This window comes from Paenibacillus sp. ALE2, from assembly GCF_054113385.1.
The window spans coordinates 5,343,600-5,367,570 of sequence record NZ_CM134213.1 but is presented as its reverse complement, the minus strand read 5'-3'; the positions used below and the strand labels follow the sequence as shown (position 1 = coordinate 5,367,570).

Here is a 23,971-nt window from a genome sequence, read left to right as displayed (position 1 = left end):
TACAACTAGAAAAGATAAGAGGGATCTGCCAATGAAAACTAAAGTGGGTGTACTGGTCATGTCCTACGGGACGCCGGAGAATCTGGACCAGGTTGAAGCGTATTATACACATATTCGCCGTGGTCATGCTCCCTCACCGGAGCAGTTGAAAGAATTAAAAGATCGCTACGAAGCCATTGTGGGCGGCGTGTTTCCGTTGCGTCAGAACACAGATCGACAGGTTCACAACCTGCAGGAAACCTTAAACCAGGAAAATCGCAACCCGGACATAGAATTTGTCTGTTATCAGGGGCTCAAACACGCCAAGCCGTTTATTGAGGACGGTGTCGAAGCGATGGTTCAAGATGGCATTCGTACGGCGGTGGGTGTCGTGCTGGCTCCGCATTATTCCGTTATGAGTGTAGGCTCTTATATCAAGCGTGCACAGGCTAAGGCACAGGAACTGGATCTGGCCATATCGTTTGTGGAGAGCTATTATCTTCATCCAAAGCTAATCAAGACGCTGACTGAGCGTGTGAATGCGAAACTGGCGCTTTTTGAAGAAGCGGGAGCCAAGCGGGACGAAGTTCGTGTTCTGTTCAGTGCGCACAGCTTGCCTGAGCGGATTTTGGCTATGGGTGATCCTTATGTGGAGCAATTAATGGCTACTTCGCAGGCTGTTGCGGATAAGGCGGGAATTACCAACTGGCAGTTTACGTGGCAAAGTGCCGGCCGTACAGCAGAACCATGGCTGGGACCAGATATTTTGGATACCATGCACAGTCTGAAGGAAGAGCAAGTGGAGTATGTGCTGGCTGCGCCAGTCGGCTTTGTTTCTGATCACTTAGAGGTGTTATACGACCTGGATATTGAAGCACAGGCTTTGGCAAAGGAACTGGATATGCGTTTTCAGCGTATTGATTCACTCAACAGTGACCCACTGTATATGGAGACGCTTAGTGATGTCATCATAGACCAATGGAAAAAGGGATGAGGACATAATGGAGCAAAAGGTACGTAATATTGTAATTGTAGGCGGAGGCTTGACCGGGCTTAGCACTGCTTTTTATACACGGAAAATGTACAAAGAAGCTGGCTACACACCTCGAATTACGCTGGTGGAGAAAGCTTCCGTGCTGGGCGGAAAAATTGAAACATTGCATAAAGATGGTTTTGTCATTGAAAAGGGGCCAGATTCCTTTCTGGCCCGGAAAACGGCTATGATAGATCTGGCAAAAGAGTTGGAGCTGGATCATGAGCTTGTAAGCACGAACCCTGAGGCTAAAAAGACATATATTTTGCATGAAGGTCGGCTTCATCCGATGCCTCCTGGGCTGGTGCTGGGCATTCCAACAGAGCTGAAACCCTTTTTACGCAGCGGCTTGATCTCTTTAGGTGGAAAAATGCGGGCTATGATGGATTTTGTCATTCCGCCTCGTCGTGAACCGGGAGATGAGGCGCTGGGTGATTTTATTGAACGCCGACTGGGCAAAGAAGTGCTGGAGAATGTAACCGAGCCACTGCTGGCGGGAATCTATGCTGCCAACATGAAGACGCTAAGTCTGCAGGCTACTTTTCCACAGTTTGCTGAGGTGGAGCAGCAATATGGAAGCCTCATTCACGGAATGATGACAGGTCGAAAACCTGCTGAAACGCATACAGGTACCAAGAAAAGCGCTTTTTTGACCTTCCGTCAAGGCTTGCAAAGTTTGGTGCATGCATTGCTGAATGATTTGTATGACTGTGATTTACGCACCGGAATTGCTGTTACCGAATTCACAAAGACGACTGAAAATGAAGGAAGTTCCTATCGCGTTATGTTGGACAATGGAGAGACGCTGGAGGCAGACGATATTTTTGTAACGACTCCTAACTTCGCTGCTGCGCCGCTACTGCGAGATCATGTAAATGTGACTGCACTGGAAGCTGTAAAATATGTATCCGTAGCGAACGTAGTCATGGCCTTTGATAAAACAGATATTGAAAACGTCTTTGACGGCTCCGGTTTCCTGGTTCCTCGCAAGGAAGGACGTAGCGTGACTGCATGTACGTGGACGTCCGCCAAATGGCTACATACCAGCCCAGACGATAAGGTACTGTTGCGTTGTTATGTAGGGCGAGCAGGTGCTGAAGAAACAGTAGAATTACCGGATAATGAGCTGATTGCGGTGGTACGCAAGGATTTGAAAGAGATGATGGGAGTTACAGCAACTCCGCTATTCACAGAAATTACGCGTCTTCGTCATTCCATGCCGCAATATCCGGTGGGGCACCCACAGGCTATAGATGATCTGCGGGAAGAGCTGCGCAGTGCGATGCCAGGGGTGTACGTTTTAGGCGCTGGCTATGATGCGATCGGTTTGCCGGACTGTATCCGTCAGGCCAAGGAATGGGCTTCCCATGCTGTTCAAGCGGCACAGCAGGAAGCCGTTAAGGTACAGGTATAAATGTTCGATTATGAACCCTTCGCGATCCAGGCGAGGGGTTCTATTTATATAGAAATTTGATATATAATGGAGAAGGTGTAAAATTCGCCAGCTAATAAGGAATTCATGCATATGTAGTAGCATAGAAGGAGTGAAGAATGTACCCTCCCAGGTCACAGAGAAATGAAGGTCGAAAGAAAGCAAGAAAACCAAAAATAGGCAAGGCTTGGATCATTACGAATCTAGTCTTGCTGCTAATGATCGTAGGTCTTTTCGGTTATTATTACATATTTGAACGCGATAGTAGTGATTCTCTTGCGGAAAACGCCCAGTATTCGCAAACTGAAAAGAACATCCCAACGGGGTCTGCTAATGATGATGAGTACCCTACTCCCTCAGGAAGTGAAGAAGTTAATGAAACGAAGGAATCTACCGTTCCAGGCACAAGCAGTTCTCCCGTGACAACGCCCGACACCAATGCCTCCGAAGGCAGCTCTTCAGGAGCAAAATCATCTTCGGAGAAAGACAGGCAAGCACAGGAGAATTCGCCAAAGAAGGATACAAACAATGATGATGGCAATTCTCCAGCAGTTACACTTCACTTCATAGGGGATGTGCAGTTCTCTGGTAAAGTTGAGCAGAGGTTGGAGCAGAATGGGTTTGATTTTCCATACCAATATCTCGGGAGCTTGTTCCATAAAGACGATCTAACGATTGCCAATCTGGAAACACCGGTGACCACTAATGGCGTTGGAGCGTTAAATAAAACGTATGTGTATAAATCTTCGCCCAAGGCGCTAACTGCAATGGTAGCGGCAGGGATCGATGCTGTAAATTTGGCCAACAATCATATTTTGGATCAGGGGACAAGCGGATTACTGGATACACTGAACTATTTGGATGAAAAGGGTATAGCCCATGCTGGAGCTGGACGCAATGCCAAAGAAGCGTATGCGCCGCATTATTTTGAACGTAACGGGATTAAAATTGCGTTGTTGGGGGCTACACGTGTCATGCCTGAAGCCAACTGGAATGCAGGTGCCCAGCAGCCCGGTGTAGCGGGGGCTTATGATTCGACCGCGATCGTAAAGTCCATTCGTGAGGCACGAAATCAGGCTGATTTGGTGATTGTGGTTGCCCATTGGGGCAAGGAGCGAGCCACTGCACTTGAGCCCCATCAAACTGAGTTATCTCACGCTTTTATTGACGCTGGGGCTGATCTTGTCGTTGGCGGTCATCCTCATGTGCTACAAGGGATGGAGCAATATAAAGGCAAATGGATTGCATACAGCACAGGCAATTTTATTTTTTCTAAATCAACGGTGCCAGCCACCTGGGATACAGCGATATTTCAGGCCACCTGTACCCGGAACGGGGACTGTAAGATGAAGCTGACCCCTTACCGAGCGGACCTGGGTCAACCGATTCCATTGAAGGATGCGGAGGCCAGCAAAATTTTGCAGAAAGTAGCGGCACTGTCACCAAGCAATGTCTCGATAGGTGTGGATGGTATGGTAAGCGTTCAGTAGCAGTAAGAAAGAAATTGTTAATATGGACATGGACGGAACGATCGTATGAGCGACTCCTTTGTGAATGGAGGTCATAACGGGATGAATCATATGTGCGTGGCTCACCGCGGCTTCTCGGGAATTGCTCCCGAGAACACGATGGCAGCCTTTAATCTTGCACTGGAACAGCCTTTTGTGCACTGGATTGAACTGGATGTACAGCTGTCAAAGGACGGTGTTCCGGTGGTCTTTCATGATTTTACGCTGGAGCGAACGACGAACGGTACGGGACGAGTAAAGGATGCAGACTGGAAAGACTTACAACGACTCGATGCAGGTAGCTGGAAAAATGCACAATATCACGGGGAACCTATTCCGTCCCTCGCCCAAGTGCTTGATCTGTGCCAGGGACGTGTGTCGCTCAATATTGAGCTCAAAACTGCTGGTGATATGTATCCGGGACTAGAGAAAGCCGTCCTTCGTGAAATTATAATGAGGGGGATGGAGGGTGAGGTGGTTTTAACCTCTTTTGAGCGTGCGGCCTTGCGCCGAGCAAAAGAACTGGCACCCGAAATCCGTACCGGGCTGATTATTGATGCGCGTCCAGACGATTTGGCAAAGCAATTAGAAAATTTACAATGTACATTTTTATCTATGGGTTATCCACGGTTGGACCGAAAGCTCTTGAAAGATTTGATCGGGCGGGGGATTACGGTCATGGCGTGGACGGTGGATGACCGGCGTATCATGCGGAGATTGTCCTCATTGCATCCTGAATTGATGATCTGTACCAACTGGCCGGATCGCTGGGAGCAGGTTTTTTTGCTTTCCAAGTCCCGGTTGTGGCACTATATACGTAAACTTATTCGTTAATCAATTGGACTACATACGCAGAAAGGGTGACGGATCGTAATGAATGTGGAAATTCGTAATGTTTATTGTGTCGGACGCAATTATAAGTTGCATGCGGAGGAACTGGGGAATGATGTTCCCTCAGAACCGATGATTTTCTTGAAACCATCTCATGCGGTTGTGCCATTGGATGGTGCTAAGCTGGAGCTTCCTCAGGGTAAGGGAGATATTCATTTTGAGACTGAACTGGTGGTGGCTGTAGGACGTAACTACGAACCAGGCATGACCGCAGATGCGTGTCTGAACGCTTTTGCGTTTGGCATTGATTTTACCCTGCGTGATGTACAAAGTACGCTCAAGAAAAAAGGTCATCCATGGACTGCTGCCAAAGGCTTTAAATCGTCTGCACCTGTGACACCGTTCTTGCCTTTAGAGAGCTTGGACATGCTGGAGAAGAAGGATTTTTCCTTGCTCAAAAATGGACAAGAGGTGCAGCGTGGGCATATCAAGGACATGATCTTTTCCATCCAGCACATCGTTGAATATATAGCGACTCAATATGGACTGGGTGAGGGTGACATTATTTTTACAGGCACTCCGGCGGGTGTAGGGCCTACAGCGAGCGGGGACCGCTTTGAGCTTTATTGGGGGAGTGACCGTCAGGGAAGCTTCATCATCGGCTAAATCTACAGACGGCATTAATGAAGATGATTTAAAAAGCCTTGTGAAGGCCGTGTCTTGTGCGAAAGCATGGGGCACGGCTTTTATATAAGCGTATAGCATTGTACAATGATATACAGAACCTACAGAACTAAAAGCGAAAAACAGAGATTCATCTCAAATGCGGGGGTATATCATGGACTGGATCATTGGGTTGCTTTCCGCTGCTGTAGTGGCGGGGGCTGCATTTTATAAAAAATCCTTAACCTTATCCGGCTTTGCTGCGGCTGTACTGATGGGAACTGTGTATTATGGGGCAGGCAACCTGTTTTGGTTCGGCACATTGCTCTTATTCTTTATCACGTCCACTCTATTGTCGAAGTTCAAAAAGGAGCGCAAGGCTGAGCTTGAAAAGTCATATGCCAAAACCGGTAACCGGGATGCAGGACAAGTGTGGGCCAATGGGGGCTTAGGCATGCTGCTATGCCTAGGTTATGCGATATGGCCTCATGTTGCCTGGCAACTAGCATTTGTCGGTGTTATGGCTACGGTCACAGCTGATACGTGGGCAACGGAATTTGGAAGCCTGAGTCGTAAGCCGCCTCGTTCGGTGCTTACCGGGAAGGTGCTGGCACCCGGAACCTCAGGAGGAGTATCTGTATTGGGAACGGCTGCGGCCTTGGCCGGTGGCATACTGATCGGTATAGGCGCATGGGGCTTTGGATACGCCGTAGGTATGCCGGAATTGCCAATATGGCTGTGGGCGCTGATCGGAGGGTTATCTGGCAGTGCTGGAGCCTTCGCTGATTCCTATCTTGGTGCTACAGTGCAGTTGATGCGTTTCTGCCCAGTTTGCAAACGGGAAGTAGAGGTAGACTCGCATTGTGGGCAAACGACAGTCTATCTACGAGGCTGGCATTGGATGAGCAATGATCGGGTGAATAGCATCAGCTCTATTTTCGGAGGATTGGTCGCTCTTGCAGGTATCTTCTTTATGCTATGAGCCAGGCTGGAGATCGTTCTAGAGAATAACTGCGTGCTTCAATCATTGTTTCAGGAGGTGCAAAGATGGGGGATATGCACGGAGATAAATATGAAGCTATTTTGGACGCCGCTTACACTGTCTTCGGCACCAAAGGCTTTTATGAAAGCAAAATTTCCGAAATTGCAGAACAAGCGGGTGTTGCTAAAGGCACGGTATACTTGTACTTTAAAAGTAAAGAGCAGTTATTTACAGCAGTCACACGTAGAGATTGCGAACAATATCTATCCGAAATGCAAGGTGCATTGGTCAATCGTACTTTGGGAGAGGGACTGCTGCGGATGGCGAATTTGCATCTCCACTATTATTACAAACGCAAGCAGCATACTAAATTATTTTTTATGACTCCTAATAGTGACCCTGATCTTATGGAGTTTATGCGGGGATTTATTCAGGACTATACCGATCTGGTAAAAAATAAACTGGCGTCAGAGGGTGTGCCGCAGCCCGAATTTCATGCCAAGGCATTCATTGGTATGATGGAACGCCTAAAAATGGATATTTTGTTGAACCAAAATTTCCGTGCATGTGACGTGGATCAGACGGCTGCATTGGCAGCTAATTTATTTATGCATGGCTGTGAGGCCGGAGTACAAAAATTCTGACATGTGGTCTTTTAAAACCGTACTGGCTTTGTTCAGCTAACGGTTTTTTTAATCATTGGCTGTGTCTGTGTTAAAATAAACAAGATGCATCACAAAATCGGGGAAGAGTAGGGAATCTGTAATGAATATTATGACCGTTGAACATATAACCAAAAGCTACGGCGAGAAAATGTTGTTCGAGGATGTTTCCTTTGGTATGGATGAGCGCGACAAAATAGGGGTTGTTGGTGTAAATGGTACTGGTAAATCAACGTTTTTACGTGTAATTTCCGGCCTAGAGCCGCCAGATGACGGTAATATTGCAGTGAACAACGATGTGCGAATTCAGTATCTGGCACAAAATCCGGAGTTTGATCCTGAAATGAAGGTACTCCAGCATATTTTTCATGGCAACCAGCCTGAAATGAAAGCAGTGCGTGAATATACAGAAACGATGGAATTACTGGAATTGAATCCGGGTAGCGAGGAGCTCCAAAACCGCCTGCTGCGAGCAAGTCAGCAAATGGATACGTTCCAAGCATGGCAGCTGGAGAGCGAGGCCAAAAATATACTTACCCGACTGGGAATCACTCAGTTTGAGTCTCGTATGGGAGTTCTCTCTGGTGGTCAGCGTAAACGGGTTGCTTTGGCTGCGGCTTTGATCCAACCTTGTGAGCTGCTCATTTTGGACGAGCCTACCAACCATATTGATAATGATTCCGTTGCGTGGTTGGAGCAATATTTGCAAAAGAGACGTGGTGCGTTGTTAATGATCACGCATGATCGCTATTTTCTGGATAGAGTTGCTAATGTCATGTTAGAGCTGGATCATGGTCGCCTTTTCCGTTATGAAGCTAACTATACCCGTTTTCTGGAGCTGAAGGAAGAACGCGAGGAGCGGGAAGCATCTTCGGAACAAAAAAGGAAGAACCTGCTGCGTAATGAGCTGGCCTGGATTCGTCGAGGTGCAAAGGCACGTTCGACCAAGCAGAAAGCGCGTATTGACCGATATGAGCAGCTTAGGGATCAGCAACCGGAAGCTCGTTCTGGATCTGTAGATATGTCCGTGGCCTCCACACGTCTGGGTAAAAAGATATTGGAGATAGAGCATTTGTCCAAATCGGTAGATTCCCGTAAGCTGATTCAGGATTTGAGTTACATTGCGGTTCCTGGTGATCGTGTGGGCATCCTGGGACCTAACGGGAGTGGAAAATCCACTCTGCTCCAAATGATTGCCCAGCGTGTAGAACCAGATTCCGGCAGTGTTGTATTGGGACCAACTGTGAAACTCGGTTATTTTACTCAAGAACATCAGGAAATGGACGAATCCTTGCGTGTCATTGAATATATTAAGGAAGAAGCGGAAGTGATTCGTACGGCAGACGGTTCGACGATTACAGCTGCGCAGATGCTGGAGCGTTTTCTGTTTGCACCAAGTGCGCAATGGACGGTTATTTCTCGTTTGTCCGGGGGCGAAAAACGTCGCTTGTATCTGCTGCGTGTCCTTATGTCCGCACCAAATGTACTATTGCTGGATGAACCGACAAATGATCTCGATATTCAGACTCTTTCCGTTTTGGAAGACTATCTGGATGAATTCCCAGGCGTAGTTTTTATCGTTTCCCATGATCGTTATTTCCTGGATCGGACCGTGGACAAAATACTGGCATTCGAAGGGAATGGACAGGTACGTGTACATGTAGGCGACTATAGCGAGTATGCAGAATGGATCAGTAAAAATGCACAGCTTTCTGCAAATACGTCTGTCTCGCCGGGTACAGCTTCCTCGAATCGGTCTTCTGCACCTAAGTCTGCGGGTCCTTCCGAATCAGTCAATGGGGCAAATAAACCCAAGCTTAAATTTACCTTTAAGGAACAGCGGGAATATGAGCAGATTGATGAGCTGATTGAACAAGCCGAACAGAAATTGGCCGACATTCAGCGACAGATGGAGGAATCTTTCAGCGATTCGGCACGGTTGCAGGAGCTGATGGCTGAGCAAGCGAAGGCTGAACAGCATCTAGAGTACCAAATGGAACGTTGGACCTATTTGAATGAGCTAGCCGAGCAAATTGAACAAAGTAAATCTTAAAAATAAAAGCAAGTCTCCATTTAGATGGAGGCTTGCTTTTTTGTAGAAGTAGAAGTATGTGCACCTGTTTTCCATGCAGCATAAAATGGTTAGGCTGTTACATAAGCCGCAAGCAGACGGGCAGTGTTTAATACGGCCTGCTTATGCGTGCGCTCCATTGCGTGAGAGGCGTGTACACCAGGTCCGATCAGTGCGGCACGAATGTTATTGCCTGCTTTAAGCGCAGCCGAAGCGTCTGAACCATAGTGCGGATAAATATCTACCGCATACGGAATATTCAGCTCCTTGGCCAGCTCAATCAGACGGGTCGTCATGTTATAGTCGTAAGGGCCTGAAGAGTCTTTGGCACAGATGGAAACGTCCGTTTCCTTGCAGCTCAGATCTTCACCTATGCAGCCCATGTCGACAGCAATCATCTCACTGATTCCTTCAGGTATGTAGGCCGCTCCGTGCCCCACTTCCTCATAGTTGGAAATGAGCAATTTAACAGTATGTCGAGGCTTCCAGCCTCCATGTACAGATGATTCTAATAAACCAAACAGTGCCGCTACGCTGGCTTTATCATCCAAGTGCCGCGACTTGATAAAGCCACTGGGCGTTACGACTGGGCGCGCTTCGAACGAAATAAAATCGCCCACCGAAATACCGAGCTGAAGCACGTCTTCTTTCGACTCGACAAGCTCGTCAATCCGTACCTCCATATGGCTCTCCTTGCGCTCAAAGCTTCGTGCATCATCATAGACGTGCACGGATGGGTGGCTGGATAGAATAGTGCCCGTATACGTTTGTCCGCTTCTGGTATGAATAAGGCAGTATTCGTTCTCAATGCTGTTCATCATGAAGCCACCCACAGATGTCAGGCGTAGGGTACCTTGCGCTGTAATCGAACGAACCATCGCCCCCAATGTATCCACATGCGCGCTAAGCGCCACTGTATGGTCCGTTTCTTCACCTTCCAGAGTCAGGATAGCACCACCTTTTGCATTCCATTCGATGGGTACCCCTAGCTTTTCGGCTTCCTTACGAATCAGCTCCATCACATGATGTGTATATCCGCTAGGACTGGGCGTGTTCAAAAGCTGATTTAAAAAGCTCATGATATAGTTTTCATTGAATTGAATTGTCATTTGTTGCTCCTCCTCATTTGGACAACCGATCAGGGTTAGAGGACGGTTGCTCTATACCTGGGTCGGATGTAGACACCGTGCTGGAAGAACCAGTCGTGTCATTGGACACATTCGCGTATGCTTCCACTGCCGATGTGTGCTCTTCTTGTAGTGTATGAAGCTGATTAGTCAGACGCTTGATCTCTCTCTGAAGCCTATATTGACGGAAGATTCCGAAAGAACCGACAATAAGTCCACCTAAAAGAGTGCAACCGAGAATAAGCAGAATCAAAGGAATGCTGACCCTGCTAAACAGAAGGTTCACTTGAACCGAATTGACATTAATAACAGCAAAAACAGCTGTTAACAAAGCTATAACAAGTGCTGCAATCAAAGACCATTGTGTTTTCAAAATGCCACCTCCTCCCGTTACATTATAAAATCCCTTGTCCTCCATGGACAAGGGATTTATCCGTGCATCTTTTTAATGCGGGATTCGAAGTGTGCACGGTTTTACTTTCCTTCAGTTAGCTTTTCCATTTCCGTAATGACTTCTTCAAATACGCTCATGGCTTCGCGAATCGGCTGCGGAGAGGACATGTCAACGCCAGCTTTCTTCAAAATATTGATTGAATAATCACTGCCACCGCTCTTTAGGAAGCCTAAGTAACGGTCAACGGCTGGCTGGCCTTCTTCCAGAATCTGTTTCGAAAAACTGGTTGCTGCCGAGAAGCCAGTAGCATATTTGTAGACATAGAAGCTGTTATAGAAATGAGGGATTCGTGCCCATTCCATTTCTATGTCTTTGTCTACCTTCATGCCAGGTCCGTGATATTTCACATTCAAATCATAGTAAATCTCCGACAAAAGCTGCGGTGTAAGGGATTCTCCCTGTTCAGCACGCTCATGTACAATCTTCTCAAATTCCGCAAACATCGTTTGACGGAATACTGTTGTACGGAATTGGTCCGCATAGTAGGTGAGAAGGTACATTTTCTCTTTTGGATCGGTAGACTTGTTCAGCAAATAATCCATCAGCAAGGCTTCATTAGTAGTGGAAGCCACTTCAGCCAGGAAAATGGTATACTGTGCATCCCGGTACTTCAATGCGTTGTCTGAATAGTACGAATGCAGCGCATGCCCCATTTCATGCGCAAGCGTGAACATGCTGTTCAGGTTATCTTTATGGTTCAGGAGCACATAAGGGTGGGTGCCATAAGCTCCCCAGCTATAGGCGCCTGTACGCTTATTTTCATTTTCGTATACGTCAATCCAGCGCTCATCATAGCCTTTTTGCAATGAAGCCAGATAGTCCTCGCCCAGAGGCTTAAGGCCTTCTTTGGTTTGCTTTTTGGCGTCTTCATACGTAATGTCCATCTTGTATTCGTCTACAAGCGGAGCGAATAAATCATACATATGAAGCTCATCCACACCTAACAGCTTCTTACGCAACTTGATATAACGGTGAAGCAGGGGCAAGCTTTCATGAATCGTATCAATAAGATTCGTATACACTTCTTTCGGAATATTATCACCGTATAGTGACATTTCCAGTACGGAAGGGTATTTGCGAACACGAGAATAAAAAATATTTTTGTTCACATTAGCACTCAATGTAGAGGCAATCGTATTTTTATTTTTGGCATATGTGTCATATACCGCTTTAAAAGCACGTTCACGTACTTCACGGTGTGGACTTTCGAGAAATTGAATGTAGCTGCCATGAGTCAGCTCGACCTCTTTGCCATGCTCATCCTTAATTTTCGGAAACTTCAGATCCGCATTGTTAAGCATCCCGAAAATTGTTTGCGGGGCTTGAGCCAGATTGCCAACCTGAGCGAGCAGTGCTTCTTCTGTTTTGCCCAAAATATGTGCTTTTTCCCGTTTCATTTCTTGAAGTGTAAACTTATAATCCGAAAGCTTCGGATCTTCAATGAAGGCATCAAGCTGATGATCGGGCAGCGCCAAAATTTCAGGTGTCACGAATGAAAGAGACTCGCTGACTTCCACGCCTAGTTTTTTAGCTTTTTGCGAAAGACCCTGATATGTAGGTTCAGCCGTATCTTCATCATGGTGAAGATGGGCATACACATATACACGCTCGGTTTTAAGTGACAGCTCATCTTCGAGTTTGAAGCAGTTGCCAATCGCTTCGGCTGAATTGAGCTTGCCTTGGAATTGAGCAGCCTTTTTGGCCAATTGTTTGACTTCTTCGTATTCTTGATCCCATGCCTTGCGGTTGGGGAACAGGTCTTCCAGTTTCCATGTATTTTCCACTGGCGCATCAGCGCGTTTTACAATTTCACTCATGGAGAGCCTCCTCTGATCGAACGTAATGTGGGATAGGGCTGCGGCGGTAAGGGACGGATGCCAAAACGAAGAAACCGCCACGCTTACCGTAAGCAGCAGGGCAAGAGGTTTTACAGGATGCATGTAACGGCATATCCTCCTTATACCATGGCTTGTTATGCCATAGTATGACCTTTTGCCCCTGAAAGTATAATTTTCCTTACTGTGGGTTGGAACCTATATTTAATAAGCTGTATACAATAAGATAAAAGGCAAGGCAAATCATGATTACGGCAGTGAGGGCCATCCACTTTTTGAGAGGAGTCGGTATCGTTTCACGCTTCATGATCAGCACTCCGCCCAGCGTGAAGGCCAGAATAATGAAGATGAGATAGCTGTTGGACACCATGAATAGGCTACACCTGTTTGAAAGCGTTCATGATCCGCTGCCACTCTTCCTCATTATCTTGAAAGGACTGCTTGGGGAAACGATTTTCAGCCCAATGCATCAGCGCCGGACGGCTCAAAAACGTGTGAGCTTCCTCGCCCCAATCATCAGATATTTCCCGCAGAACGATGTAACGGCCCTGCACCTCGACAGTCATCATATTCCACTTGTCTTTTTTGTATATTTCGTGTTTTTTCATCATATGCATGTCTCCGATTTTATAGATGTTTTGGTTCATGATACCGCAGTTTCTGCCGCAAAAGCAAATCATTCCAGACCGTAAAACCCGGAAAAACACCAATTGCAATGTGAAAAAGCATGAAGTATAATATGGATATTCGCCATAGATGGCGGTATTTTTAGGAGGTTGTTCACTTGAAAGGTACAGTTAAATGGTTTAACGCAGAAAAAGGTTATGGCTTCATCCAAGTGGATGGTGGCGAGGATGTATTTGTACATTTCTCCGCAATCCAAGGCGACGGTTTTAAAACTTTGGAAGAAGGTCAAGATGTTGAATTCGAAATTACTGAAGGCAACCGTGGACCACAAGCAGCTAACGTAATCAAACTGTAAGTGTAACTGAATTGTAAGAAATGTTCCGTTTTTACGGATGTCTTATATATTACGGTTAAACGATGAATTGAGAGCGCAGTTCCTTACATTTAAGGAGCTGCGCTTTTTTGCGTAAAAACGTTTATGATATGAGAAGGTTGGGCCGGAATAGGGTATTATACGTAATAAAACTAAGCGTGAGTTATCTTAAGTTGAGGGAGCTGAGAAAATGAGTGCAGCAGAGGCTAATCGTAATCCTTCCCTGATTGAAGGCCCTATTGCCAAAACACTGTTTATGTTCTCTTTGCCGATGCTGTTCGGAAACATTTTGCAATCCTTGAATGGAACGATTAATTCAATCTGGGTTGGGAAGTTTCTGGGAGAAGCCGCATTGACTGCCGCTTCGAATGGAAATATTATAATGTTCTTTCTGATCAGCTCGATTTTTGGAGTCACCATGGCGGCCACTATTCTGATTGGACAACATATCGGAGCGGGTGACATAGCAGAAACGAAACGTGTAGTAGGTACAAGCGCTGTCTTTTTCTTGGTGCTTGCTTTTGCTATAGGTATTATTGGGTTTTTGGGCTCACCTTGGATTCTTCATGTGCTCAATACGCCTGCCGAATCAGTCGATATGGCGATCACCTATACGCGCATTATTTTCGCGGGTATGCCCTTTTTGTACGGATATAACTACATCATGACCGTAATGAGAGGGGCTGGAGATTCCAAAACACCATTTTATTTTCTGCTCGTTTCCGTCATACTGGATGTTTTACTCAACCCACTACTCATATTCGGATGGGGGCCGATCCCTGCTATGGGCATCGGAGGCTCCGCCACAGCTACCCTGATTGCTCAAGGGATCAGCTTTGTATTGATTCTCATTTACCTATATCGTGTAAAATACTTTCTGCGCATTACATCTTCAGAGCTTCACTTACTTCAATTTGATTGGAAGATTATTTGGACTCTTATTCGTAAAGGAGTCCCGATGGGACTGCAGATGATTGCTGTCTCCACCAGTGCGATTGCTTTAATGAACCTGATCAACGGCTACGGGACAGTCGCAGCGGCAGCCTATACAGCAGCTAACAATTTGTCCAGCTATGTGCAGATGCCGGCCATGGCGTTAGGTGCAGCCGTATCTTCCTTCGCCGCTCAAAATATCGGAGCCGGACGCTGGGATCGAGTGCGCAGGACAACCTGGATTGGGATTGTGTATAATTTTGTATTGACTGGTGGGGCTGTAATATTCATTTACGTATTTAACCGTCAAGCCTTACTGATGTTTCTTCCTTCTACGGGAGGGGCATTGGAACTGGGTATGCAGATTAATCTGATCACCTTGTGGTCTTTTGTTATATTCGGTATTACCAATGTCATTACAGGGGTTGTTCGATCTACGGGCTCTGTAATGGTGCCGCTGTTCATTACCATTATTTCATTATGGGGCATTCGTATACCTTTGGCCTATGCATTTGTCGATGAGTATGGGCTGGATGCTGTATGGTGGAGCTTTCCTATTGGTTTTACGATCTCCGCCGTAGCAGTTATTTTCTATTACGTTTTCGGAAAATGGAAGCAGGCTAGCATGGGAGAGGGAAACCAAGGCATGAAGCTGGCCGAGGACAAGGGATAGATAGGACAATTCTACTATTTGCGATTAAAGTTTTATAAGGGTGGATCTAGTTTGACTGCTATTTTTGGCTAATTCAGTGGCACGGCTACAAAGCGTTTTTGTGAGAAGAGCTCATTTTTCTTGAATAGTAAAGAAAAAAGTGAGGTTGTTCATTTGTGCTAAAAGGTCGATCATATTATAATGAATATGGTTTGGATAGGTATAATTACGTAGACAACAATGTGGAGGCACCGTCATTTGAGTTATGTTGAGCAAGGACGTTATCAAGTACCGAGAGGCCCCATAGGTCTAATGAGCCGAATGTACAAGCACATTCTCCCTGAAACGAAACAAGAATTGAGTAACTGGAAGAGCAAGGCCGAACAAATTCCGGACCCTGAGCTGAGAAGTCAGGCGCTTGCGAGCATAGCAGAGAAGACGTTTCACTGCGTGGGGGGAGCGGTTTATGCTGCAGCCAATATGTCTGACCGGCAGACGCTAATTCCACTGATTGTGGCGTACCAGACGATTAGCGATTATCTGGACAACCTGTGTGATCGCAGTACGTCGATGGACCCGGATGATTTCAGGTTGCTGCATCAGTCGATGCTGGATGCGGTTAATCCGACGGCTAGGCCAGTGAATTATTATGAGTTGCGTCGTGAGCAGGAGGATGGCGGTTATTTGACCGGGCTGGTGACAACCTGTCAGTCTTGTGTAAGCAGGCTTCCGGGCTATGAGGCGGCAATGCCTTACGTTCAGGATTTGGCGCGATTATACACGGATTTGCAAGTATACAAGCATATTAAACCCGAGCTGCGGGAACAAGCGCTTTTGGACTGGTGGTCGATTCATAAAGATCGTACACCCGAGCTGCGCTGGAACGAGTTTGCTGCGGCTACTGGCTCAACCCTGGGGGTCTTTATGCTGTTTCTTGCTGCCAGCGACCGGCATCTCACAGATGCGGGGGCTGCCTCAATACATGCATCGTATTTTCCACATGTGTGCAGTCTTCATATTTTGCTGGATTATCTAATCGATCAAGACGAAGACCGGAAGGGCGGAGATCTTAACTTTTGCAATTATTATGAAGATACCGACATGATGCTGGACCGGATCGCCTACGTTGTGAATCGGGCGCGGGCTGATATTGCAGATGTCCCTGCCAGCTCCTTTCACCGGATGATTATCGAGGGATTGCTGGCTTTATATTTATCCGACCCCAAAGTTAGTGAGCAGCAGGATGTTCGCGCTGTTTCGAGACGTTTAATGAAAAATAGTCCGCTCATGCGTTTGTTTTTCTTATTAAACAGTCGATGGATAAGAAGGCTTATATGATTATTTTGAGGAGGTCATAAATCATGACAGCAGTTAAGAAAATTGCAGTATTAACAAGTGGTGGAGATTCACAAGGGATGAACGCGGCAGTTCGCGCCGTCGTGCGTAGCGGATTGTATTTTGGACTGGAAGTATTCGGGATTCAGCGTGGATATCAAGGCCTTTTGAACGATGATATTTTTCCAATGGACCTGAGAAGCGTCGGAGATATTATCCAACGTGGGGGTACTGTACTTCAATCTGCAAGATGTCTGGAATTTACGACTGAAGAAGGTCAGAAGCGTGGCGCTGAAATTTTGCGTAATCGTGGAATTGACGGCGTAGTCGTCATCGGTGGTGATGGTTCTTATCAAGGAGCTAACAAGCTGACCAAGCAAGGCATTAAAACCATGTGTCTTCCAGGAACAATTGACAATGATATTTCCTTCACAGACTACACTATTGGTTTTGATACGGCGGTTAGTATTGTAGTGGACGCAATCAACAAGCTGCGTGATACGATGTCTTCCCATGAACGTTCTTCCATCGTGGAGGTTATGGGACGCCATTGTGGAGATATTGCTCTCCATGCGGGTCTGGCTTCCGGTGCAGAAACGATCTTGGTACCTGAGGTAGAATTTGACCTGAATGAAGTATCCGATCGGATGAAACAAAACTTCAAACATGGCAAACGCCACAGTATCATTATCGTTGCTGAGGGTGTAGGCAAAGGCGAAACAGTAGCCAAAGTAATCCAAGAAAACTGTCCGGATTATGAGCCTCGTGTTACAGTGCTTGGACACATTCAACGTGGAGGTACACCAACCGCGTTTGACCGCAACCTGGCAAGCCGTTTGGGTGACTTTGCTGTTCGTCAATTGATTGAGGGTGTATCTGACAAAGCTTGCGGAACGATCGACGGTAAGCTGGTAGCTACAGATATTGGCAAGGTTGTAAGCACCAAAAAAGATTTCAACATGGAGCTTTATGAGTTGGCTCTGCGTTTGTCCCAATAATAAGAACCTTTACGTTTAGTAGATGGGCTCTGATATGGGGAAAATTAAAATTATGCGGATGACCTGAGTCATCCGCTATTTTTTTAGCTTTGAATAGGGGGCAGGAGGTAATCATGCATGTATTTATTCAAAATGGAAGTGGACAGCTCGGAAGGAGCACTGACCGTCATTCTTGCTGCTGAGAATGAGGAACAGGCATTTGAGGAAATGGACCAACATGTGGAGAGACACTTTTTATATCCCCCCGAGCTAAAGGAAGTGGCTATCGTAGAGAAGAAACGAATTACTGCTGGTGTAGCATATGTAATCGAAACACGCAAAGACTAAATAGCCTTTGCGTGTTGTTTTTGTTCGGCAAAACGATGTTGCACTCTTACCAAACGCCAGAGAAGTAAAATGGCGCCTACGGCCAGACCTGTAATCAAGCCAATCCAGTAGCCGTAAGGTCCCCACGTGGTCCAGCGTGCGAGTATATACCCTACAGGAAGCCCAATTACCCAATAGGACAGGAATGTGAGTAAAAAGGCCGGATTGACATCTTTATACCCGCGTAGCGCTCCTTGTGTTGGTGTAGCGACAGCATCAGAGATCTGAAAGAAAATCGCATAGATTAAAAAGTGCTGGGCCAATTGAATGACCTGCAGGTCAGTAGAGTAAAGTCGAGCGACCTGTTCACCCCAGATAAGCAGTATAATAGCTGTAATCAATGATAGGCCTACTGCGCTGCTAATGCCCATTACGCTATATGTTTTGGCATCTCGTGGACGGGAAGCTCCTGTTTCAAATCCGACCAAAATCGTAAGTGCCATGCAAATACTGAGTGGAATCATATACAGCGTAGATGCAAAGTTCATGGCTGCCTGATGAGCGGCTATGGTAGCTGTGTTATAGCTGCTCATGAAGAGCGTGACAGCTGAAAAGACGGCAGTCTCAAAAAATATAGCAAATCCAATAGGTACCCCGATTTTGATAAGCTCTTTTAAAGCACTGGCCGCAATCCCGTATATTTTGCTAAAGATTCGGTATTCGGCAAATATTTTTCCCCGATGCGCAGTAATACCAGCGACCAGCATAATAATCCAGTAGGTGGTAGCCGTTGCTACCCCGGAGCCTACACCCCCCAAACGGGGAAAACCCCAGTTACCATAAATAAGTAGATAGTTCAATAAAACATTGATGGGCAATGACATGAGCGTGATTAACATCGTAAAACGGGTTTGTCCTAATGCATCCATAAAGCTTCGGAGCACAGTGTAGGCAAATAGAGGGACAACACCAAAGGCCATCGCACAAAGATAGTACAGAGCCACATTATGAACTCTCAATTCCAGATTCATACCGTTTAATATAGGCTTTACCAAAATGATGCCAGCAATTAAAACGACGATGGATAGGGCGAGAGACAGCCAAAGAGCCTGAATGACATAGTAGGAGACTTTATCTTTTCGTTGTGCACCCACCAATTGGGATACAATGGGGGTAATAGCCATAAGTATGCCATTAAGGCCTGTTTGTACAGGGACCCATAGGCTTACCCCAATAGCTACTCCAGCTAGATCGGCAGGGGAAAAGTGTCCCGACATATTCGTGTCGAAAAAAGTCATGGCAGATAGTGCAAGCTGGGTAATTAGAATAGGGAGCAAAATGTAAAAAAGCTGCTTCCATTTCTGTCCCATGGTTAGAGTCAATTGCATTTTTGTTATCCTCATTTACTAGGGTTTGATTATTTGTACATATCATAACATGTAAATTTTATTGTAAGGGATACTACAACAATTGAACAGCCATAAAAAAGACTGCATCCGTTCGTCAAACAACGGGGCAGTCTTTAATAATAAAGATATAAGTTCTAAAATTCGTATAAAAAAAGAGGAGTCAGAAGGATAGTTATTTGTAGGTTACTCCGCTTGTATAGCGGTTAGTGGCATTCCAGAGTAAATATTCGTCCACCTTCATGTCCTTAAGCGCGCGAATTTGGTCCTCGACTTGTGTTTTCCCATACTTGGCATAATGTCCGCTTCCTAACCAACTTGCGGTAAAATCCTGAATCCACGGACGAATAATTGGCTTTAGCTTGCCTGTAGGATCGAGTTTTTTGTGTGTATCGGCCATGGAGCCTTTGATCGTCTGGTAGGGGTTTTTATCTGGGTCCTTTACACCAAACCAGCCTGTTGTATAGTGACTTGGATAAACCATCGGTGAAATGACATCCACATTTTCAGAAATTTTAGTGAAATCCTGTCCGATACCCTCGGCAGCAGGAACGGATGCGGCATATCCGAAAATATCTACCGATACTCTCACACCTAGTGGAGCAAGCTCTTTACGGGCATATTGTACGAATTCAGCGACCGTATCCGAGCGGGATTGATCGGATTTGGTATATTTTAGTTTGTCTGCTCTTTTTTCAAAACCTTCAGGGAAACGTACATAGTCAAATTGGATTTCCTTAAACCCGAGTTTTGCTGCTTCCTTGGCAATGGCGATATTATAATCCCATACTTTTTTATTATAGGGATTGACGAACCCATCTCCCTTGCCGTTTTTCCAAACAGAGCCGTCAGCATTGCGGAAGGACATCTCAGGATTTTTGTTGGCCAATACCGTATCCTTAAATACAACAATACGAGCAATCGGATAGACATTATGTTTTTTCAAACGGTCCATCAAACCGGAAATATCTTTAATGAATTTTTGCGGCTTGCCCAATTTCAGAAGCTCGGGGTTGGTCGTTGGATAAGTGATGTAACCTGCATCGTCCTTAATATCGATAACCATAGAATTGAGCTCTGTCTTGTCCAGTAATTCGAGTAGCTGAGTCATACGTGAACCGCCTGCGCTATAGGCTGTGACATAGATACCTTTAATAGCTGGCGTGGTCGGCTGTGAGTCAATTTTAACCGGCGGATTGGAGGCATCTACCTTTGTATTACTGTGTTGTGCCTGGATCATGGCACTGCTGATTGTCGTTGCCACCGTATCTTTTACATTTGGAGCGTTGGCTGACTGGCCCCCGTTTCCGCCTATTCCCATTGCCAATAGCATAATTGCCCAAATCATATTCATTTCCTAACTCTCTCCCTTATGTATAGCGCTTACCTGATTATACGTAAAGTTATGGATCGAAAAAACAACACGCTTGTAACCAATACTGGTATCATCAGGCATAGTCTTACATGATTAACCTAACTATCGCTCGATGAATCCGTAAATAGGCATAAATAATGCCGCTCTCTTCACGGTTGTGGATGCAACCGGAAGAAGCGGCACTTGGCAAAAAAATTTATTGAAGATAGTTATTGTCTTGGTGCTCACAAATACTGTACTGAATAATTTCAAGCGCATCCGTTGGCTTGAGTATGGACAACCCGTCTCGAAGCACAATCATCGAGTTTAGCTCATTCTTTTTGAGAGAAGGGAGCATTTCCGGGTACCATCTTAAGACAATGTCGGACAGTTTTACCGTTTCCATTTCCACAAAAATCACCCTTTCCTGCTCGGAATCATTCCAAAAGAATCATTCAATACGATTCGGAAAAGCAAAGTGCCTGTGAAATAGCAGGTAAAGCTGGTCTTTATATACTATGGGAACAGCGCACATATAGTGTACCACAAAAACAGTATTTTGACACTTGGGTTTGTGCTTATCTTCGGCGGAATGAACCCATTACTCCAACCGTTTCCACAATATTGACAAAAGCAGAAGGGTCTACTTCCTTAATGATGCGTTTTAATTCAACAAGCTCGTAGCGTGTCGTAACAGTCATCAGCATGTCCTTTTCGGTATGTGAAAATGCACCTTCAATTTTTATTTTGCTGACACCTCGTGGCGTGGTCAACATTCGGCTGAGTAGCTGGTCAGTATGCTCTGTAATGATGTAGACGGTGATCTTCGTATGACTTACATAGATTTGATCCAACACTTTACCAGTCACAAAAATGGATAACATAGAAGCCAGTGCAATATTCCAATCATCGTTCAAATATCCTGCTGCGAGAATGACCAGTCCATTCATGCCCACAAGTACAGTTCCGACGGGGAAGTCACGATATGTGGTAACGATGGAGCCGATAATGTCAAAACCGCCCGTAGACCCTCCTACCCGAAAGGAAATACCCGCCCCAACGCCGACCATTACCCCACCAAAGACAGAGGCCAGCAGGGGATCAGACACAACAGATTGTACGGGTACCCAGGCCAAAATCCACGTGGTAACGATAACCGATAGAATGCTCAGACTAATAAAACGCTTGCCTAAAATAAACCAGCCTGCAATAAGCATTGGGATATTGATGATAAAATACATGGTGCTGATATCGAATTTTGTGAAATAGCCAATTAGCATGGAAAGTCCGGCTACTCCCCCGCTCAGTAAGTGATGTGGGACGAGAAACAGATTAAAACCGCATGCTATGGCAGCGGCTCCAAGAATAACAGTTAAGCAGTTTAACACTATTTTTAACAACTTTTTTTCACCTCATTTTAATTATACAGAAAGCAACTTACTGGTATTCATGAATTGTTCTGTGCTATAATGCGATGTGGATATTCTTGAGTAGGGACCTATGTCCAGAGAAACACTTAAAATTTAAACTGTTTTAAAAAGGATAAATTCGTTTAAGATGTATCGGATAGGGTTCCCCGAATTCATTACAGAAAGATGCAGTTATAGAGTTAAATAAACTGTCACTGTATTGGGGAAAACTTATACAATAATATCGCTACTTAAGAATACAGACAACATTGTGGATTGTCCACCACATCCACCATTATGAAGGAGTTTGAATAAATTTGACGACATTTGCAGAATTTGATCTTGAACCGAAGGTAATTCAGGCGATTACGGAGCTGGGGTTTGAAGAAGCAACACCTATTCAATCCAAATCCATCCCGATTGCATTGCAAGGGAAAGACATGATTGGTCAAGCCCAAACAGGTACTGGTAAAACTGCTGCGTTTGGTATTCCGATGATCAATAAAATTTCTAAGAACGATGAAAAAATCAGAGCCCTGATTATGGCTCCAACACGCGAGCTTGCTATTCAAGTGGCTGAAGAAATCGAAAAACTCTCCCGCTTTAAAGGTCTTCGCACTTTGCCGATCTATGGTGGACAAGATATCGTACGCCAGATTCGCGCTTTGAAAAAGAAACCTCAAATTATTATCGGTACACCAGGACGTTTGCTTGATCATATTAATCGTAAAACCATTAAGCTAGAAGACGTAAACACCGTTGTTTTGGATGAAGCAGATGAAATGCTGGACATGGGCTTCATGGAAGATATTCAGTCCATTCTGAAGCAGGTTCCAGACGAGCGTCAAACGATGCTGTTCTCGGCTACAATGCCTCCTAACATTAAAAGATTGGCTGAGCAATTCCTTAAAGATCCTGAGCATGTATCCGTTATTCCTAAACAAGTTAGTGCTCCGCTGATTGATCAGGCCTATATTGAAGTTCCTGAGCGTCAAAAATTCGAAGCATTAAGCCGTTTGATCGACATGGAATCCCCAGAACTTGCTATCGTATTCGGTCGCACTAAGCGCCGGGTAGACGAGCTGGCTGAAGCTCTGCAAAAACGTGGTTATTCCGCAGACGGTTTGCATGGTGACTTGTCTCAAAACCAGCGTGATGCTGTTATGCGTAAATTCCGTGACGGAAGTATTGACGTACTCGTAGCGACTGACGTTGCTGCCCGTGGTTTGGACGTTTCTGGCGTAACTCACGTTGTGAACTTTGACCTTCCGCAAGATCCAGAGAGCTATGTTCACCGTATCGGACGTACGGGACGTGCAGGTAAAGAAGGGGAAGCTTGGTCATTCGTAACGCCTCGTGAAATTGACCATTTGCATTTCATTGAGCGTGTAACCCGTCACCGCATTCCACGTAAGCCTCTTCCAACGTTGGCAGAAGCTCTGGAAGGCAAACAACGTATCATCGCAGAACGCCTTCTAGAGGTTGTAGAAAAAGGCGAGCTGAATGAGTACAAAGGTTTGGCTATTCAAATGCTGGAGCAATATGATTCTGTACAACTACTCTCTGCTGCTCTGAAGCTGATGACTGGTGAGAAGAGAGAGGCATCTATTGAGCTGACTCCGGAAGATCCGATCCGTGCAAAACGTCGTAAACCAGACGTGCGTTCTGGCGGACGCAAGCCTTCCAACTATAGTGGACGCAGCAACGGTGGCTACAATTCCAACCGTGGCGGTAGCGGCAGTAAAGGTGGATACGGCGGTTACAACCGTGGCAAAGAAGGCGGTGGCTATAACCGTGATTCCGGAAGCCGCTATAGTGGAGATCGCAAACCACGCCCAAGCAGCAATGGCGAAACTCGCCGTCCTGCAAGACGTGAAGATTCCTCTTCTGAATAATAAGAAATAAATGATTAAAAAGTCGAAGCTAATGCTAGCTTCGGCTTTTTTGATCGGTAAGTATGAATTTTATGGGATTTACTTTAATGGATCACGTATGGATTTC

The 23,971-nt window shown here is 45.7% G+C and carries 23 protein-coding genes; 14 read left to right on the top strand and 9 right to left on the bottom strand.

The genetic code is table 11. The features are described from left to right. Window positions 1-31: 31 nt before the first annotated feature. From hemH to ACXHJ1_RS23060, 8 genes are all read left to right on the top strand, one after another. Complete coding sequence (gene hemH / locus ACXHJ1_RS23095; protein ID WP_164965300.1) at window positions 32-973, top strand: ferrochelatase; 942 nt, start codon at window positions 32-34, stop codon at window positions 971-973. A 7-nt stretch (window positions 974-980) separates the two neighbouring features. Beyond that, window positions 981-2,426 carry a protoporphyrinogen oxidase gene (gene hemY / locus ACXHJ1_RS23090; protein WP_457905286.1) on the top strand — a complete coding sequence of 482 codons (1,446 nt, stop codon included), beginning with the start codon at window positions 981-983 and terminating at the stop codon, window positions 2,424-2,426. A gap of 137 nt (window positions 2,427-2,563) precedes the next feature. Then, window positions 2,564-3,934, top strand: coding sequence for a CapA family protein (locus tag ACXHJ1_RS23085; protein WP_457905285.1), 1,371 nt, complete (start codon window positions 2,564-2,566; stop codon window positions 3,932-3,934). A gap of 81 nt (window positions 3,935-4,015) precedes the next feature. Continuing rightward, complete coding sequence (locus tag ACXHJ1_RS23080; protein ID WP_457905284.1) at window positions 4,016-4,786, top strand: glycerophosphodiester phosphodiesterase; 771 nt, start codon at window positions 4,016-4,018, stop codon at window positions 4,784-4,786. A 39-nt stretch (window positions 4,787-4,825) separates the two neighbouring features. Then, window positions 4,826-5,449, top strand: coding sequence for a fumarylacetoacetate hydrolase family protein (locus ACXHJ1_RS23075; RefSeq protein ID WP_457905283.1), 624 nt, complete (start codon window positions 4,826-4,828; stop codon window positions 5,447-5,449). A 172-nt stretch (window positions 5,450-5,621) separates the two neighbouring features. Next, window positions 5,622-6,428: a DUF92 domain-containing protein gene (locus ACXHJ1_RS23070; RefSeq protein WP_107734324.1), complete on the top strand. Its 807-nt coding sequence runs from the start codon at window positions 5,622-5,624 to the stop codon at window positions 6,426-6,428. Between the two features lie 65 nt (window positions 6,429-6,493). After that, on the top strand, window positions 6,494-7,072 hold the full coding sequence (locus ACXHJ1_RS23065) for a TetR/AcrR family transcriptional regulator (protein WP_016819715.1): 579 nt from the start codon (window positions 6,494-6,496) through the stop codon (window positions 7,070-7,072). Between the two features lie 121 nt (window positions 7,073-7,193). Next, on the top strand, window positions 7,194-9,143 hold the full coding sequence (locus ACXHJ1_RS23060) for an ABC-F family ATP-binding cassette domain-containing protein (protein ID WP_457905282.1): 1,950 nt from the start codon (window positions 7,194-7,196) through the stop codon (window positions 9,141-9,143). A gap of 89 nt (window positions 9,144-9,232) precedes the next feature. Here the strand turns inward: ACXHJ1_RS23060 and ACXHJ1_RS23055 are convergent, their stop codons facing one another. From ACXHJ1_RS23055 to ACXHJ1_RS23035, 5 genes are all read right to left on the bottom strand, one after another. Further along, entirely contained in the window at window positions 9,233-10,270 is a 1,038-nt protein-coding gene (locus ACXHJ1_RS23055; protein WP_017425848.1) for a M42 family metallopeptidase, read from the bottom strand. Between the two features lie 13 nt (window positions 10,271-10,283). Further along, window positions 10,284-10,706: a LapA family protein gene (locus ACXHJ1_RS23050; RefSeq protein ID WP_016819718.1), complete on the bottom strand. Its 423-nt coding sequence runs from the start codon at window positions 10,704-10,706 to the stop codon at window positions 10,284-10,286. Window positions 10,707-10,762: 56 nt separating this feature from the next. After that, complete coding sequence (gene pepF / locus ACXHJ1_RS23045) at window positions 10,763-12,559, bottom strand: oligoendopeptidase F (RefSeq protein ID WP_017425846.1); 1,797 nt, start codon at window positions 12,557-12,559, stop codon at window positions 10,763-10,765. A gap of 199 nt (window positions 12,560-12,758) precedes the next feature. After that, a complete protein-coding gene (locus tag ACXHJ1_RS23040; RefSeq protein ID WP_016819720.1) occupies window positions 12,759-12,947 on the bottom strand; it encodes a hypothetical protein in 189 nt (62 codons plus the stop codon). 7 nt (window positions 12,948-12,954) lie between these two features. Further along, complete coding sequence (locus tag ACXHJ1_RS23035) at window positions 12,955-13,188, bottom strand: hypothetical protein (RefSeq protein WP_014599632.1); 234 nt, start codon at window positions 13,186-13,188, stop codon at window positions 12,955-12,957. Window positions 13,189-13,361: 173 nt separating this feature from the next. On the opposite strand from ACXHJ1_RS23035, the gene ACXHJ1_RS23030 reads away from it, so the two are divergent. The 5 genes from ACXHJ1_RS23030 (at window position 13,362) to ACXHJ1_RS23010 (ending at window position 17,822) form a co-directional block, all read left to right on the top strand. Beyond that, window positions 13,362-13,559: a cold shock domain-containing protein gene (locus ACXHJ1_RS23030; RefSeq protein WP_016819721.1), complete on the top strand. Its 198-nt coding sequence runs from the start codon at window positions 13,362-13,364 to the stop codon at window positions 13,557-13,559. Between the two features lie 208 nt (window positions 13,560-13,767). After that, the gene (locus ACXHJ1_RS23025; RefSeq protein WP_457905281.1) at window positions 13,768-15,183 is read left to right on the top strand and encodes an MATE family efflux transporter; all 1,416 of its coding nucleotides are present in this window, start codon (window positions 13,768-13,770) and stop codon (window positions 15,181-15,183) included. Window positions 15,184-15,420: 237 nt separating this feature from the next. Further along, on the top strand, window positions 15,421-16,500 hold the full coding sequence (locus tag ACXHJ1_RS23020; protein WP_016819723.1) for a tetraprenyl-beta-curcumene synthase family protein: 1,080 nt from the start codon (window positions 15,421-15,423) through the stop codon (window positions 16,498-16,500). 23 nt (window positions 16,501-16,523) lie between these two features. After that, window positions 16,524-17,495 carry a 6-phosphofructokinase gene (gene pfkA, locus ACXHJ1_RS23015; RefSeq protein WP_016819724.1) on the top strand — a complete coding sequence of 324 codons (972 nt, stop codon included), beginning with the start codon at window positions 16,524-16,526 and terminating at the stop codon, window positions 17,493-17,495. A 117-nt stretch (window positions 17,496-17,612) separates the two neighbouring features. Further along, window positions 17,613-17,822 (top strand): DUF3906 family protein, encoded by a 210-nt coding sequence (locus ACXHJ1_RS23010; protein WP_017425844.1) that lies wholly within the window; start codon window positions 17,613-17,615, stop codon window positions 17,820-17,822. Here ACXHJ1_RS23010 and ACXHJ1_RS23005 read toward each other — a convergent pair. From ACXHJ1_RS23005 to ACXHJ1_RS22990, 4 genes are all read right to left on the bottom strand, one after another. Next, complete coding sequence (locus ACXHJ1_RS23005; protein ID WP_457905280.1) at window positions 17,819-19,189, bottom strand: MATE family efflux transporter; 1,371 nt, start codon at window positions 19,187-19,189, stop codon at window positions 17,819-17,821. The two genes, ACXHJ1_RS23010 and ACXHJ1_RS23005, sit on opposite strands and share 4 nt — an antisense overlap. A 193-nt stretch (window positions 19,190-19,382) precedes the next feature. Then, the gene (locus ACXHJ1_RS23000; protein WP_457905279.1) at window positions 19,383-20,561 is read right to left on the bottom strand and encodes a putative glycoside hydrolase; all 1,179 of its coding nucleotides are present in this window, start codon (window positions 20,559-20,561) and stop codon (window positions 19,383-19,385) included. A gap of 217 nt (window positions 20,562-20,778) precedes the next feature. Continuing rightward, window positions 20,779-20,967 carry a hypothetical protein gene (locus ACXHJ1_RS22995; protein WP_014599634.1) on the bottom strand — a complete coding sequence of 63 codons (189 nt, stop codon included), beginning with the start codon at window positions 20,965-20,967 and terminating at the stop codon, window positions 20,779-20,781. Window positions 20,968-21,139: 172 nt separating this feature from the next. Next, a complete protein-coding gene (locus ACXHJ1_RS22990) occupies window positions 21,140-21,961 on the bottom strand; it encodes a YitT family protein (protein ID WP_016819728.1) in 822 nt (273 codons plus the stop codon). Between the two features lie 326 nt (window positions 21,962-22,287). Here ACXHJ1_RS22990 and ACXHJ1_RS22985 point away from each other — a divergent pair, with 326 nt between their 5' ends. Continuing rightward, on the top strand, window positions 22,288-23,865 hold the full coding sequence (locus ACXHJ1_RS22985; protein ID WP_013370492.1) for a DEAD/DEAH box helicase: 1,578 nt from the start codon (window positions 22,288-22,290) through the stop codon (window positions 23,863-23,865). Window positions 23,866-23,971 lie beyond the last annotated feature (106 nt).